Origin of the sequence: Flavobacterium sp. MK4S-17 (assembly GCF_009848495.1) — a bacterium.
Taxonomy (GTDB): Bacteria; Bacteroidota; Bacteroidia; order Flavobacteriales; family Flavobacteriaceae; genus Flavobacterium.
Window position 1 is genome coordinate 1 of record NZ_WWEP01000013.1, and the last position, 14,727, is coordinate 14,727.

The window sequence follows — 14,727 nt, forward strand, 5'->3', positions numbered from 1 at the left end:
GACTCGAACCCACGACCTGCTGATTACAAATCAGCTGCTCTAGCCAGCTGAGCTACACCGGCAACTTAAATAATAAAAAAAGCCCGCTATTTCTAACGGACTGCAAATGTATAGAATTTATTTTTTAATCAAAATATTTTTGATTCTTTTTTTATCTATTTATGTATTTGCCCTAATTTTTTGTTTCCTCTTTACCAGTAAACGCTCCATAGAATCGGCAGCCAGTTCTACTGCCTCCTCAAAGGTTTTGCATTGCTTTTTAACTATAAGTTCATTACCGGGCACATTCACCTTAATCTCGGCGATTTTGTTCACCTTATCATTCGAGTTATCCAGCTTAAAAAAAACATCCGAATAAACCACCCTGTCATAATACTTTTCCAGTTTATCCAAACGTGCCTGAACAAAGCCAACAAGTTTCCTGTCAACATTAAAGTTGACTGCATGAACGTTTACTTTCATAATAATAACTTTTAATATTAAACACTAAGAGTCATTTCGGTTACGGGGATGCGCATCCTTATATACCTTTTTAAGTTCAGCCAGGCTGCTGTGGGTATATATTTGGGTTGATGACAAACTTGCGTGCCCTAGTAACTCTTTTACTGAATTTAAATCGGCCCCGTTGTTAAGTAAGTGGGTTGCAAAAGTGTGCCGCAAAACGTGTGGGCTCTTTTTAACCTTTCCGGAGACAACACTAAAGTAACAATTTATTAACCTATAAACAAAAGATTCGCTCAATTTATTTCCCTTCCCAGACAAAATTAACACATCGGTATCGGTTATATTTTTAAGCGAAGCCCTGTAGGAAAGATATTCCGTAATAAGGGATGCAGTGCAACCCAGCAGCGGCAGTATTCTCTCTTTATTACGCTTTCCCAAAACTTTTAAAGTATTGCTCCCGGCATCAAACCCGGACAGTTTTAAACTTATAAGTTCGGCACGCCTCATGCCGGTAGTATAAAACAACTCTATTATCAACCTGTTCCTTACCCCTTCAAAATCATCAGGATAATCATTATAGGCAATAACATCCTCCAGTTCCTTTTCCGAAAAAGGAATCTGAACCTTTTTGGCAGTTTTTAATGATTTATGCTTTTGCAGCGGGCTGGTTTCTATCTGCCGGGAACGCAAAAGAAATTTATAAAATGACTTTAGGGACGATATTTTCCTGTTAACCGAAGTATTGGAAAGCCCCGCCTCTACAAGGTGTACTATCCAGGCCCTTATATGACTGTACAGCACATCCTCAAGGGCTATTTCACTATCGTTCTCCTTTATAAATTTTTCAAACGATGCCACATCATCTGTGTACGCCCTGAGCGTTAAAAGGGAGTAGTTTTTTTCTTTCAGCAAATAGTCGCTGTATGCCTGTTTGGAATCAACCATAAAAAAACCGTTAACAGCAAATTTAAGTTTTTACTGTTAACGGTTATATAATTTAGTTCAAAAAACTAATTAGTTTTCAGCCGCATCTCTTAATCCCTGGATGTAAGCTGCTTTTTGAATCTGGCCTCTCCTTACAACAGAAGGTTTTGTAAACTGCTGACGGCTTCTAAGCTGACGTACAACTCCGGTTTTGTCAAACTTCCTTTTGTAGCGCTTTAGGGCCTTATCGATATTTTCTCCGTCTTTTACTGGTATAATCAACATACTTTAACACCTCCTTTCGTTAAGGCTGCAAAAATAATACAATTATTAAAACAACCAAAACTTTATGCTATTCTTTTAGCAGGTTACGTGAAATTACAAGTTTCTGAATCTCAGTTGTACCTTCTCCTATGGTGCAAAGCTTGGAGTCCCTGTAAAATTTCTCTACCGGGTAATCTTTGGTATAACCATATCCGCCGTGTATCTGTACCGCTTCGTTTGAAACTTTTACACACACTTCGGAAGAGTACATTTTACTCATTGCTCCCGCAACAGTCATTTTTCTGTTGTTATTTTTAAGATAAGCTGCTTTATGCAATAATAATTCAGACGCTTCAATTTCAGTAGCCATATCAGCCAGCTTAAAAGCTATTCCCTGAAAATTACTGATAGGCTGCCCAAATTGTTGCCTTTCTTTGGAGTATTTAAGCGCTGCTTCATAAGCTCCCTTTGCAATACCTAAAGATAATGCACCAATTGATATACGCCCTCCGTCCAGTATTTTCATAGCCTGTATAAAACCTTCGCCTACTTCGCCCAGCCTGTTAGCATCCGGCACACGGCAGTTATCAAAAATAAGCTCGGCTGTTTCGCTGGCGCGCATTCCCAGTTTATCTTCCTTTTTACCGCTTGTAAAGCCTTGCATACCTTTTTCAAAAACAAATGCAGTCATGCCTTTAGAGTCGCCTTTTTCACCCGTCCTTACTATCACAACAGCAATATCACCTGATTTTGCATGGGTAATAAAATTTTTGGCACCGTTTACAATCCAGTGGTCGCCATCTTTAACGGCAGTTGTATTCATCCCTCCTGCATCAGAGCCGGTATTGTGTTCCGTAAGCCCCCATGCACCAATATGTTCGGCAGTCGCCAACTTAGGCAGCCATTTCTTTTTCTGCTCCTCATTTCCAAAAGTAAGTATATGATTAGTACATAGGGAATTATGTGCAGCCACTGACAGCCCAATAGACGGATCTACCTTTGATATTTCTTCAACTATAGTTATATATTCATGATAATTTAAGCCCGAACCTCCATACTCTTCAGGAACAAGGACTCCCATATAGCCCATTTCGCCCAGTTTTTTAAATAAATCTACCGGGAAATGCTGGCTTTCATCCCACTCCCTAATAAAGGGCCTGATATGTTGTTCGGAAAAATCCCTGATTGACTGTGCAATCATTTGTTGTGTTTCGCTGTAGTCAAAATTCATTTTAGCCTTATTTTTTAGAATTCCAAATATAAGGCAATTATTTTTACTTTTTCAACAGGAAAATCATTAATTTTTAACAATTCCTCAATATTTGGAATTTTACCATACATACTGCGTTGTGTAATGATGGCTTTGGCAAGACTTTTATTAAAATAGGGAAAATAAGCCAACTGGTTTAATGATGCCGAATTGATATTGAGTTTTGTTACCTGTGGGGCATCGCCTACTTTAAATGTTTTTTTCAGCCCGGCAACTGCCTCGGGTGATAATTTTTCAAAATCATCCATCTGCTCCATACTTACATAAGCCCCCAGTTGGGAGCGCCTGCGCAGTATCATTTTGGCAAAATAAGGCCCGATGCCAAAAACCTTATCCAAATCTTCTTCCGTCGCCTGGTTGATATCTAATACAGGTAAAGCTTTTTCTTTTGCTTTATTACTTTGTTTTGTGTAGTATCCGGGCTTTTCTTTTTGGGAAATACCATTGCGCTTTTTATTTACTACCCAGTCGGGAAATTTAAAGTAGGGAGATATAGTTTGCAAAAGGCTGTCAGAAACTTTTGTTACAAGCTGGAACTCCTGCGCTGAGTTTACATACTTACCCGTTTCCCTGAACTTATGCAGCCTGCCTATTTCAGCCACCGACATACCCAGTGTATAACCCTTGTAATCTGTAATAAAATTAGGATTAAACGGATAGATAACGGTTTTTTTCACGTTATACCTTGCCTTTAATGCATCGATTTCCGTTTGCAGAGACAGCCACTCCTTCTCCTCGGCTGACTGCTTTCTTTTGCTTATAATTGTAGAGGAACTGTAAACCAGGTAGCCGGCCTGAATGGTTATAATCAACAGGAAAAGTGCAAGTATGCCTTTTCGCTGTCCTTTATTAAATTTAAGAAAAAACTGGAACGGCCCTTTCATTGGCTATAAGTCGAAAACCGAACTTCTTTTGGTGTAAATCATATCTTTTAACCTTAGCCAGAAAGCAAGGGTAAGGTAAACACCAAACCATAGCCCTACTGTAACAAAGGAAATATAGATAAAGAATAAACGCACATTGGTAGCCCGCATACCCAACCTGTCTGCCAGCCGGGAAGAAACCTCAAACCCATGCTTTTCAAAAAAATGCCTGATATTTGTTACCATACTAGCGTTTATATCTTCCAAAAGTACATTTTTAATTGTAAACGGCAATTTGCCACTACTAACTTTTTAATAATTCAAGCCCTACCGCACACTGCATACAGCGTTTACTATTACAATATTCATTTTTAAGCTGCAACAAAGCCTGGCTGTCATAAGCGGTTGCAACGGGTACTTTAAATTTCAGGAATTTTTCTATAATAGAATTTTTCTCGGCGGCAACCTGCTGCAATATTGCAATCAGCTCTTCACTGTTTTCTTTTCCGGTACTTTTTCTATAGGCAAAACGAAACGGAATTACTGTATTTATAATAATCAGGTCAATAAAAGCAGAAGTAAGAGCTTTGGTTTTTTTAGGACTGTCATTATCAAAAGTATAATGCGTTTGCCAATATGCCGAAACCTGTACTTTAAAAATAGTATGTATAGCTTTTACATCAACAGCATTAACAATCAATGAAAATAAATTTTGATACCGATGGTATAATTGAGCCAGTTGGGAAAGCCTTATTGTAGGGAAGTTATCAGGCCGATGCCTAAAAAATTCCGGTTTGGCTATATAAGCCCTTTCAAGGCTGTATTTATGGCATAAATAATTATACCTCAATTTTAAATCTTTATAATAAACATCTTCATGTTCTCCATCCAGCATGCCTATCCTGCCGAGAAATAATGCTTCCAGATTTTCAGCTTCAAAACTTTCTTTCCTGATTATGTGAAAAGGTATAGAGCGCGCCATGGTATAAAATGCCTCACCGTTGGTATTTAAACCGAAGCTTCGGGCAAGAAAGCAAAAAAGTACCGCTTCCCAGTCATTAGCGGTTTCATTTGCAAGTTGCAGTACAGGCAATGCCTTACGTTCTAAACGCTCAAAAAATAACCTTTCTTTCCAGTTTTCAAATACAAAGCTGTTAAGTTTTTCGAGTTCGTTTTCGCAGTATATCCATGTTTTGGAAGAAGCGAGTGCATTATAATTTTGCAAGGCTGCTGAATCTGTAATATTTTTTAATTCCAGTACAGGTATTTGGGTAGCATCTTTGCGAAGGACTTCTGTATCATGCTCCCACACCACATGAAGTATTACATTGTCATAAGCACTGTCGTTTTCATGATTGTGCAGGTACCAGTCTGAAGATTTAATATGTATTTCAACATTCCCGGCCCATTCCTGCTTACCTATAACAATACGGGCATTAAAAAAATCAGGCCCCGACTTTTGCAGGTACTGTCCGGCAGCCAAAATCTGTATGCTTTCACCCTGTACTGTATTAAGCCTTTGCTGGTTAAATTTTTTAAATTGCCAGATGTAATGTAAAAAATCTTCCTTCATTAAGTGATATATTAAAATAATTTCACCTGGCCGTTGTGCAAAAGGTACAGCTTTGCACAAGCTCTTGCATCAGACAGTGCCTCATGGTGATTAAGTACTATACCATGCCTGTCGCTGCATGCTTTAAGGTTTGCCGGCTTATAGCCTTTAGCCCTGTATATACGGCAGGTACATTCCCATCTATCCGCCAATTCCAGTTCGTCATAATACAGCCCGTAATAGCGCATTGTTTTTATAAGCACATTACGGTCAAAAGCTTCATTATGCGCCACAACTGTCCTGCCAAAGAGCCTTTGCCTGATTTCAGGAAACAACACATCAAAAGTAGGCATCTCAATAGTTTCTACGGGCTTAATACCGTGAACCATCACATTCCTGTACCAGTATTCATTATCAGGCGGCTGGATAAGTGTATGGTATTCTTCGGTTATAACACCCTCTTCAACAGTAACAATACCCACAGCACATGCACTATGTGCGTAACCTGTTGCCGTTTCAAAATCTATTGCCGTAAATGATGCCATATTAAAAAATAAAAGAGCCTTTCGGCTCTTTAAATATATAAAATACTCAGTAATTATTTAATAGAACTAATAATATCATGTTTAGTAATAATATGATGCCTGCCATTACCCAGGTTTACCAATACGGCCTGGTTATCTTTGTTTATCAGTTTGGAAACTTCCTCAACTGATGTATTGGCCTGAACAACCGGATAGGGCTTGCCCATTACCTCACGCACAGGCTTTTCAGCTATGTCCTTATCTTCCACATAACTCCTGAATAAATCCGTTTCATCTACCGAACCTACAAATCCTGTAGTATCTATAACAGGAATTTGGGATATTTTATATTTCCGCAAACGCTCTATAGCATGCGACACCAGTTCTTCCGTACGTACTACAACCAATGGTTTATCAGCATGGTCTTTAATCAAATCTTCTGCCTTGGTTATTTCCTCATCAAGGAAGCCGCGCTCACGCATCCAGTCATCATTAAACATTTTACCTACATAGCGGCTGCCACTGTCATGAAAAAGCACTACAATTACATCATCGGGCTTAAATTCATCTTTTAACTGTAACAACCCTTTTATAGCTGCACCGGCTGAATTACCTACAAATATACCTTCCTCCATAGCCAGCTTGCGGGTATATACGGCAGCATCTTTGTCCGTTACTTTGGTAAAGCCGTCAATCAGTGAAAAATCAACATTTTTAGGCAGTATATCTTCACCAATACCCTCGGTTATATAGGAATATATTTCATTTTCATCAAACACACCTGTTTCATGGTATTTTTTAAATACAGAACCATAGGTATCAATACCCCATATTTTAATAGCAGGATTTTTTTCCTTGAGGTATTTTGCAACTCCAGAAATAGTACCACCCGTACCAACACCCACAACAAAGTGAGTTATTTTGCCTTCTGTCTGCTCCCATATTTCAGGCCCTGTCTGTTCATAATGCGCCTGTGCATTAGAAGGGTTATCATATTGATTAACATACCATGCATTTGGCGTTTCTTCCGCAAGCCTTTTTGAAACCGAATAATAAGAGCGTGGGTCTGTTGGTTCCACATCTGTAGGGCATACCACTACTTTAGCTCCCACAGCCCTAAGTATATCCATTTTCTCCTTAGACTGCTTGTCTGAAATAACGCATATGAGTTTATAACCTTTCACAATGGCTGCAAGCGCAAGCCCCATGCCTGTATTACCCGAAGTACCTTCTATAATAGTACCGCCGGGCTTTAATCTGCCGTCTGCCTCTGCATCCTCAATCATTTTAACTGCCATCCTGTCCTTTACCGAGTTACCCGGATTAAAAGTTTCCACTTTTGCCAAAACAAGGGCATCAATACCTTCTGTTACCTTATTGAGTTTAACTAAAGGGGTATTACCTATTGTTTCAAGTATATTTTTTGCGTATTTCATCTTCAGGTTTAACTTTTATTGCCAATACTAAAATCAGGGCAAAGATATTGGTTTAAAATTTAAAAAACAGTTAAGAACGGTGGTTATGAAAAGAAATCCCATATTACACCAAACCTTAGTGTAAAATCCCTGTAAGGGTAATTTGGTGCAGAGTAATAATTGTATCCTGTAAACGATGAATTGAAATGTTCTGCTTTAATAAAAACCCTGAATTGCTGTATTTTTGCATTAAGGAAAAAATCCAGTAAAGGAAAGCCACCAAATTTTTGCCTGTCCTGCGTGTAAAATTCCCCTAACAATGGATTGTAGCCATTCATGTGGTATTCAGTAAAGTACTGGAATGTAACTCCTGCCTGCAGAAAAAGTGCCTTTTTAAAGAAATGATCGGAGAAATAAAATGTATTCCTGGTAGTAAATTCAGGCACATTTAAAACATTTTCATCCTGCCCCACCTTTTGATAAAGCAGGGTATTATCAAGGCCAAATTTCCAAAACTTAAACTCCCTTCCTACTTTGGCAGAAAAATAATTTATAGTTCTGCCGTATTGTGCAGGTGCAACTAATAAAGTATCAATACCCTCTGTGTCTGGTGCCAGATAATTGCTAGTACGTGTAAAATATAAATGATCTTTAAGTATTGAGTATTGTACCGAAGCTGTAAGCCACTTTGTTTTGGCTTCAGCTTCTATGCTGTTTATTTTTTCGTTTTTAAAATTATTATACCAGTTGTAGTTTACATAATCACTTTGATAAAGGTTATAATTTAAATCTGGCAGTTTATTCATATTCTGGTATCGGACAGAAATTTCATTCTTATCATCAAAACGATACCTTGCAGAAGCATCAATTGATGCCAATGATTGATCAGTAATAGAATTGGAAACCAAAACACTGCCTTTTAATTTATTTTTTTGGTACGTGTACTTAGCACCATATGTATTTATCCTGTCGTTAAGAGAATTTGGTATTCCTATTCCACCACCTGAATTGAGTATAATAGTTTTATAATAATAATTATAATTATAATCCTCTAAATAAAATTCAAGTGTGCCAATATCTTCATTAGTATAAGCAGCCCCTATAAGGTTATACATCCTGTTAAACCTGGTTTTATTATTTATTGACGACTTATAGGCTTCGCCAAACCTTGCACTAACTGTAGGCTGGGTAAATTCAAAGAATTTATTTTCATAATTAAACTGATGGTGCAATACAATACTGTTAGGATTGGATTTGCTCAACCTAAAAGTATGGTCAAAAAAATAGCGGTTGCCCTTTAAAATTGAATTGGCATCCCTGAAATAAACATCAAGACGCTCTCTTTGATTGTAAGGTTCCTCGCTTTCTTCAAAAAGTTCAGTATTAATAATACCTCCATTTTCCTGATTGGAAAAATCCTGTGCGGTAAAATGCAGTTTTAAATTATATCTCTTATCAGAAGTATTATAACTTGTAATAAACCTGAAATTTCCATTACTGGACAATTGGTTTATGTATCTTCCTAATGAACGTAATCCTTTATAAGCAACAGCAAAATTTAAATTTTCGGAAGTATTAAGAGTAATAAAAGCATCAAGCATTTGCCCCTGCTCAATCACAGAGCGGTAAAACAGGTCAGTATAAGGGGTGGCAACATTGTAATAATTAATATCGTCAACCTCAAGGTATGCAAAATGTTTACCTTTAAAACCAAAACCGGGAAAAGGATCGAAGTCCGTTAATCCATAATCAAGAATATTGTAAGGCTGTCCTTCATTAGAAAAGGGAAGCAAGCCAAAATTATCCTTTCTGAGATAATTAACTTTATATTCATTTTGGATTGTTAGTGAAGTATCAACAAAAGTAGTATCCCTGTCAAGAGTTATAATTTTATACATGCCAATAGTGGCTATAGTATCTGCAGTTGACAGCTTATCTTTATTTACTAAAGCTTTTCCTAAAGGTTTTTTGTTTTCATTGCTTTTTTTCTCCTGACCTAAAACAGAAATAGAAAACAGTAGTAGAAATAGTAAAAAATTATAACGCATAAAGTAATTTCATATAGGGCAAAGATATACTTTTACTACCATCTCTTATAAATCTACATATAAAATTACTCTATTATAAACATAAATAAAAAAGCGGAGTGTTAAACTCCGCTTTCTTTATTTAAATACTATATTTTTATTATTTTATCCCAATTGTGGCATAAATATAAGGTCAATAGTAAATGAACCTGTGAATAAATCCTGATCAATTGTCAAAGTAATCAGTCCTGACCCCGGATCATAAGTACCCGTTCCTGAACCAAATTCACCTACAAAAGATACAGCATTAGTACAGCTAATTTCAATTGTACCCGGATAATAATATGAATCTTCATAAGAAGGATCATCTGTAGCCCATGCTACAAAATTAGGACCCCAGCTTGATGAAATTGAATATGTATTTTCATCAGCCAATGCTACAAAGTTAACTACGTGTGAAGGAGCACTCTGTCCAAAGGCAGAAACAAGCACATTATATGTAGTCGGGAAATTATCAATTGCACAAGATTTGAACATTGTTAATGCAAACATATCTGAACCTTGCTCTGTAACTATTTCAGTACCATCAACACTATCAAGTTTTAAAGCTAAAACCGCAGTCTCACCAATAGGTGGAAGGGCTGCATAAGAACTTGAAACTTTAACTTTACCTACATATTCACCTGCAGGTATAACAAGAGTTGCAGGGTCAATAGTATACATTGAAGGATCAGCAGTGGTGTTTTCTGTAACAATTGAAACTTCTATTTGCCTATCAACATTGCTCTTTGTAGTGGACCCAACTTCAATAAAGTATGAGCCTGTTACATTTTCTTCCCTTATTGGTAATTTACCAGCCGTACTTTTTGTAAAATAAGCTAGATCACCATCAGAAGGGTTAAAAACCTGAGCATCTTCATCATCACATGAGGTTAAACCCAGTAATGCGAAAGTCATTAAAAATAAAGTTATCTTTTTCATTGTGATGTATAATTTGGATTTGGAACAAGGTTATTATTATACTGAATAGCTGCTGCCGGTATAGGTAATGTAAACCTGTAATCACCTGCGGGAAGGTCTTCAGCAAAAGGATTTAAAACTACATCAGAAGGAATTCTGTCAACACCCCTGTTAAGTCTCTTAAGATCAAAGAATCTATGGCCTTCAAAAGCAAGCTCTTTTCTTCTTTCAGCCAAAATTTTATTGATTGCATCAGTTACATCTGTAAAATTAAGGTCAGGAAGAGCAGAAGCATTAGTTCTTCTTGATGCTCTTAAAGTATTTATAGCTGCCTCACCTGCATCCAAATCAGAACCTGGTTTTAATACCTGGGCTTCAGCTACAATTAAATACATTTCTGCAACTCTGTATAATTTAATATCAGCCAATTGAGGGTTGCCCGCTCTGTTATTGTACTTACCAACAATTAAATTATTTAAAGTACTGGCTGGGTCATATAAAGCACCCGCAGTTGCCCTTACATCACCTGAAGTAAATTGGTCAAATAAATCGTAAGAAATGTTAAAGTAAACACGCCCGTCAGTTTCTGTAAATACAGTACCTACAGCCGCATCACCTACGGCTCTTCTTAATTTAAAAGCACTTTCAACATGATCTTCAGTATCTAACCAAATATCATTGTAATTAGCAGGTGTTGCAAGAGGTATCACATTAATTACATCGTTAGCAAAAGTAATTGCATCATTATATTCTTTATTATATAGTGCAACCCTTGCCCTTATAGCCTGAACACCCACAGGAGTTAGCCTGGTTACATCTGAATTATCACTTAAAGTTGAAAGAGTTTCGTAAGCTGTAGCTAAATCCTCTTTAACAAAAGCAATAACTTCACCAAAAGTGTTTCTTGGAAGCTTTTCGTAAATAATTACCTTATCAACAATTGGCACACCTAAAGATGAAGCTTCGTATGCAGGAGAGAAGAAACGTAATAAATCAAAATGGCACATAGCCCTTATAGCTAATAGCTCAGCTCTTACTCTTTCTCTAGCATTAACATCTGCTTCACCATTAACAGAAATCTGGTCAATCTTACCTAATACGGTGTTAACTCTGTTAATAGTACCATAAATTCCTGAATAATACGATTCAGCTTCAGTATTACCTGAATTTATTGACCAAGTGTGCACCTGAACACCTTGGCCGGCATTTAGGTCACCTTTTCTAGTTTCATCAGTAAAGTAAGCACTCCACTCTATAAAACTTCTACCACCAATAGATGCATAAACGCCTGTAAGGGCTGATTCCAAATCAGCAACATTAGTAATAGCGTTTTCATCTGTAATTTCATCCCCAGGATCCACATCATAGGCATCCGAGCAGGATGAAAGGACAACTCCTGAAAGAATTGTCAAAAACAAATACTTAATTATTTTCATAGTTTTCAATTTTTTAGAATTTAACATCAACTCCAAATGTATAAATTTTTGGTGTTGGGTATTCATATGTAGCTATATTGTTACTATCTTCAGGGTCAAATCCAGTGAATTTTGTCCATGTAGCAAGGTTTTGACCTTGTAAGTAAAAGCGTACACTTGAAAGGAAATCAAGGTTCTCTAACTGTTTTTTACTGAAGGTATATCCTAGCTGGATATTTTTGAAACGTATGAACGATGCATCTTCAATATCTTTAGAAGAGAACTCACGGTTGTACTGGTAGCTCTGTACCTCAGTTATATCCCCAGGATTTTGCCACATAGTCAACATTTTAGTTGATTGATTGTATTGTGCAAAGTTAGGGTTTTCACTAAAGAAAGTTTGGTTATTGTAACGGTCATATTTACCAAAGAATGTAAACAGAGTTGAGAAATCAAAGCCTTTATAAGTAAACCTGTGTCCAAAACCACCGCTATAAACAGGCTCTGATGTACCCCATCTTGCTACTGAATTATCCTCTTCATTATATACAGTTGTTACATTTCCGTTAGCATCATAATACAATGGCTGACCATTAGCAGGATTTACACCTGCCCAACCCACAGCGTAATGAGAACCATAAGGTAGACCTTCTCTTACTATCGCAGTTCCCTGGATAAATTCAGAAACTTGTCCTAGATCTTCAATCCTGTTTCTGTTATAGTTGTAATTTGCGTAAAAGCTAAGTGAAAGGTTATTTTCCCTGTTTCTTAAAACAACAGCTTCTATTGAAAGATCAATACCTCTGTTACTCATCTCACCGGCATTTTGATCGATAACACCTAAACCACTTTCTAATGGTAGTCTTTGATCTATCAAAAGCTTATTTGTTATATTGTTATAAAAATCTACTGATCCAAAAACCCTGTGGTCATATAAATCAAAATCAACACCTACGTTAAATTTCTGACCTTCTTCCCATTGTAATTGTGGGTTAGGAACTGATGTTTGAACGATACCAGGAACACCTCCATAAGATGTTGAGCCCCATGTTGCAAATTCCTGGAAATCTCCAATACCAGCCTGATTACCTGTAGTACCATAACTAGCCCTTAAGTTAAGGTTAGTAATAAAATCTACGGAAGAAAGGAAAGATTCCATTTTCATATTCCAGTTAGCACCAACAGACCAGAATGTACCCCATTGGTTAGCGTTTGAGAATCTACTTGAAGCATCCCTTCTTATTGAAGCGTCTAGTGTATATTTACCATCATACACATACCTTCCTGTAGCAAAATAAGAGAAAAGTCCTCTTTCAAGATCGCTACCTCCTACCTGAGGTATAAAGTTATTATCAGCAGTACCAGCTGTTATACTTGCAGGGTATCCAAAAAGTTTTTCATTAATACCATAACCAAGGAAGGTGCCTGATTTAAAATGTTGCTTGAAATATTCAGTAAATACACTAACCTCAACGTCATGCTTTTCAGCAAAAACGTTCCTATAACTTACTCTTGTTGTAGTATTAAACCTCGCTTCGTATTGATTAGCCTGCCTGTAAAAACCTTGTTGACCCCTTTCTTCAGTAGAACCGAAATAAGTACTTGGCCTTGACCCTCTAACTCCATTATCATTAGTATAATCTACACTAAAATCAACACGGGCTGATACATTTTTAAATAATTCAGCTTCAGCAAATAAATTACCTACTACTTTTACCTGGAAATTTTCATTTTTATTCCTTATAAGATTTTCATATGCATTACCTGCTACAAAACGCTGACCGGTATTATATGATCCATCTTCTCTATACACAGGATCATAGGGGCTACCTAAGTAGGCTGCAGCATAAGGGTTTTGAAGAAATATACCACCTTCACTGTCAATAACATTCTGTTTAGAGAAGTTCATACTAATATTGTAACCTATAGATGAAGTTTCGCTAGGCTTGTTCTCTAAATTTGACCTGAATGAAAATCTTTGTAAATCTGAACGTTCAGCAATACCTTCCTGCTCAAAGTAATTTATTGAATTAAAAAATCTTGTTTTTTCAGAACCACCACGCATATTAAACTCATGTGTTTGAGTAACACCTGTCCTGAAGAATACATCTTTCCAATTTGTATTTACCTGAGCCAACTCAGCAATCTGAGCATCTGTCAAAGGAACACCATTAGGAGTTCCAAACAACTCACCGTTAGCAGCACCTGCACCAATACCATTATTAACAAGCCTTTGAAACCTAAGCAATTGCGAAGAATTCATCATGTCAAACTGAGGGTCGCCAACTTTAGAAATACCAACCTGTGAACGGTATGTAAACTCAGTTTTTTGATTATAAGCACCTCTTTTAGTGGTTATAACAATCACACCCGCAGAAGCCCTTGAACCATAGATTGAAGTAGCAGAAGCATCTTTAAGCACAGAAACTGACGCAAAATCATTTTGGTTTAATGATTGATAATCATTTGGTGAAATAGGCACACCATCAAGTATAAATAGAGGTGAATTAGCTCCTTCATTGATAGATGCCGTACCCCTAATTCTTATTTTAGAAGCAGTACCTGGCTGGCCAGAACCTGACATTATAGTTATACCAGGTGCCTGACCTTGTAAAGTCTGGTCAAAAGATCCAAAAGCACTATTTTCAATTGTTGCAGATGAAACTGTAGCAACCGAACCAGTAACTTTTGTACGCTCCTGCGCACCAATATAACTGTTAACAACCACCTCTTCCAGCATCTTTACATCATCACGCATCTGGATAGAAATAGTATTTGAAGTTCCAACCGTAGCAGTTTGGGATATCATACCTACAAATGAGAAGACAAGTTTCTCACCAGCAGAAGCCGATATAGAATACTTACCGTCAAAATCTGTCTGAACACCCTGTGCTTCGCCCTGAACCACAACATTAACACCAGGAATAGGTAACCCTTGCGAGTCGGTAACCACCCCGGTAATAATTTTTTCCTGCGCATACGCAGAAAACATTACAAACGCCATTGTGAGCGTTAAAAACCAAGTAAACTTAGATCTCATATTTAAATTATTTGAGTTAGTTAAAGGCA

General features: G+C 37.1%; 13 protein-coding genes. All 13 read right to left on the reverse strand.

Features of this window, described 5'->3' with window-relative positions:
• Positions 1-159 precede the first annotated feature (159 nt).
• The gene (hpf, locus tag GSF09_RS06015; RefSeq protein WP_159800042.1) at positions 160-462 is read right to left on the reverse strand and encodes a ribosome hibernation-promoting factor, HPF/YfiA family; all 303 of its coding nucleotides are present in this window, start codon (positions 460-462) and stop codon (positions 160-162) included.
• A gap of 24 nt (positions 463-486) precedes the next feature.
• A complete protein-coding gene (locus GSF09_RS06020) occupies positions 487-1,389 on the reverse strand; it encodes a tyrosine-type recombinase/integrase (RefSeq protein ID WP_159800043.1) in 903 nt (300 codons plus the stop codon).
• Positions 1,390-1,458: 69 nt separating this feature from the next.
• A complete protein-coding gene (gene rpsU, locus GSF09_RS06025) occupies positions 1,459-1,653 on the reverse strand; it encodes a 30S ribosomal protein S21 (protein WP_159800044.1) in 195 nt (64 codons plus the stop codon).
• A 67-nt stretch (positions 1,654-1,720) separates the two neighbouring features.
• Positions 1,721-2,863, reverse strand: a complete 1,143-nt coding sequence (locus GSF09_RS06030) for an acyl-CoA dehydrogenase family protein (protein ID WP_159800045.1) — start codon at positions 2,861-2,863, stop codon at positions 1,721-1,723.
• A 14-nt stretch (positions 2,864-2,877) separates the two neighbouring features.
• Entirely contained in the window at positions 2,878-3,786 is a 909-nt protein-coding gene (locus GSF09_RS06035) for a helix-hairpin-helix domain-containing protein (RefSeq protein ID WP_159800046.1), read from the reverse strand.
• Between the two features lie 3 nt (positions 3,787-3,789).
• Positions 3,790-4,011 (reverse strand): PspC domain-containing protein, encoded by a 222-nt coding sequence (locus GSF09_RS06040; RefSeq protein ID WP_159800047.1) that lies wholly within the window; start codon positions 4,009-4,011, stop codon positions 3,790-3,792.
• Positions 4,012-4,069: 58 nt separating this feature from the next.
• Positions 4,070-5,338 carry a DUF2851 family protein gene (locus GSF09_RS06045; protein ID WP_159800048.1) on the reverse strand — a complete coding sequence of 423 codons (1,269 nt, stop codon included), beginning with the start codon at positions 5,336-5,338 and terminating at the stop codon, positions 4,070-4,072.
• Positions 5,339-5,349: 11 nt separating this feature from the next.
• Positions 5,350-5,862 carry a 3'-5' exonuclease gene (locus GSF09_RS06050; protein WP_159800049.1) on the reverse strand — a complete coding sequence of 171 codons (513 nt, stop codon included), beginning with the start codon at positions 5,860-5,862 and terminating at the stop codon, positions 5,350-5,352.
• Positions 5,863-5,915: 53 nt separating this feature from the next.
• On the reverse strand, positions 5,916-7,277 hold the full coding sequence (locus GSF09_RS06055; RefSeq protein WP_159800050.1) for a pyridoxal-phosphate dependent enzyme: 1,362 nt from the start codon (positions 7,275-7,277) through the stop codon (positions 5,916-5,918).
• 83 nt (positions 7,278-7,360) lie between these two features.
• Positions 7,361-9,304, reverse strand: coding sequence for a putative porin (locus tag GSF09_RS06060; protein WP_159800051.1), 1,944 nt, complete (start codon positions 9,302-9,304; stop codon positions 7,361-7,363).
• A gap of 144 nt (positions 9,305-9,448) precedes the next feature.
• On the reverse strand, positions 9,449-10,264 hold the full coding sequence (locus GSF09_RS06065; protein ID WP_159800052.1) for a DUF1735 domain-containing protein: 816 nt from the start codon (positions 10,262-10,264) through the stop codon (positions 9,449-9,451).
• Positions 10,261-11,679: a RagB/SusD family nutrient uptake outer membrane protein gene (locus GSF09_RS06070; protein ID WP_159800053.1), complete on the reverse strand. Its 1,419-nt coding sequence runs from the start codon at positions 11,677-11,679 to the stop codon at positions 10,261-10,263. The genes GSF09_RS06065 and GSF09_RS06070 overlap by 4 nt, the downstream gene beginning before the upstream one ends.
• A 13-nt stretch (positions 11,680-11,692) precedes the next feature.
• Complete coding sequence (locus GSF09_RS06075) at positions 11,693-14,698, reverse strand: TonB-dependent receptor (protein ID WP_159800054.1); 3,006 nt, start codon at positions 14,696-14,698, stop codon at positions 11,693-11,695.
• Positions 14,699-14,727 lie beyond the last annotated feature (29 nt).

Bases quoted from the DNA above. Each gene is read 5' to 3' on its own strand.
- GSF09_RS06070 (WP_159800053.1), bottom strand. From the start codon at position 11,679: ATGAAAATAATTAAGTATTTGTTTTTGACAATTCTTTCAGGAGTTGTC.
- GSF09_RS06065 (WP_159800052.1), bottom strand. From the start codon at position 10,264: ATGAAAAAGATAACTTTATTTTTAATGACTTTCGCATTACTGGGTTTA.
- GSF09_RS06050 (WP_159800049.1), bottom strand. From the start codon at position 5,862: ATGGCATCATTTACGGCAATAGATTTTGAAACGGCAACAGGTTACGCA.
- GSF09_RS06060 (WP_159800051.1), bottom strand. From the start codon at position 9,304: ATGCGTTATAATTTTTTACTATTTCTACTACTGTTTTCTATTTCTGTT.
- GSF09_RS06020 (WP_159800043.1), bottom strand. From the start codon at position 1,389: ATGGTTGATTCCAAACAGGCATACAGCGACTATTTGCTGAAAGAAAAA.
- GSF09_RS06035 (WP_159800046.1), bottom strand. From the start codon at position 3,786: ATGAAAGGGCCGTTCCAGTTTTTTCTTAAATTTAATAAAGGACAGCGA.
- hpf (WP_159800042.1), bottom strand. From the start codon at position 462: ATGAAAGTAAACGTTCATGCAGTCAACTTTAATGTTGACAGGAAACTT.
- GSF09_RS06075 (WP_159800054.1), bottom strand. From the start codon at position 14,698: ATGAGATCTAAGTTTACTTGGTTTTTAACGCTCACAATGGCGTTTGTA.
- GSF09_RS06040 (WP_159800047.1), bottom strand. From the start codon at position 4,011: ATGGTAACAAATATCAGGCATTTTTTTGAAAAGCATGGGTTTGAGGTT.
- GSF09_RS06045 (WP_159800048.1), bottom strand. From the start codon at position 5,338: ATGAAGGAAGATTTTTTACATTACATCTGGCAATTTAAAAAATTTAAC.
- GSF09_RS06055 (WP_159800050.1), bottom strand. From the start codon at position 7,277: ATGAAATACGCAAAAAATATACTTGAAACAATAGGTAATACCCCTTTA.
- GSF09_RS06030 (WP_159800045.1), bottom strand. From the start codon at position 2,863: ATGAATTTTGACTACAGCGAAACACAACAAATGATTGCACAGTCAATC.
- rpsU (WP_159800044.1), bottom strand. From the start codon at position 1,653: ATGTTGATTATACCAGTAAAAGACGGAGAAAATATCGATAAGGCCCTA.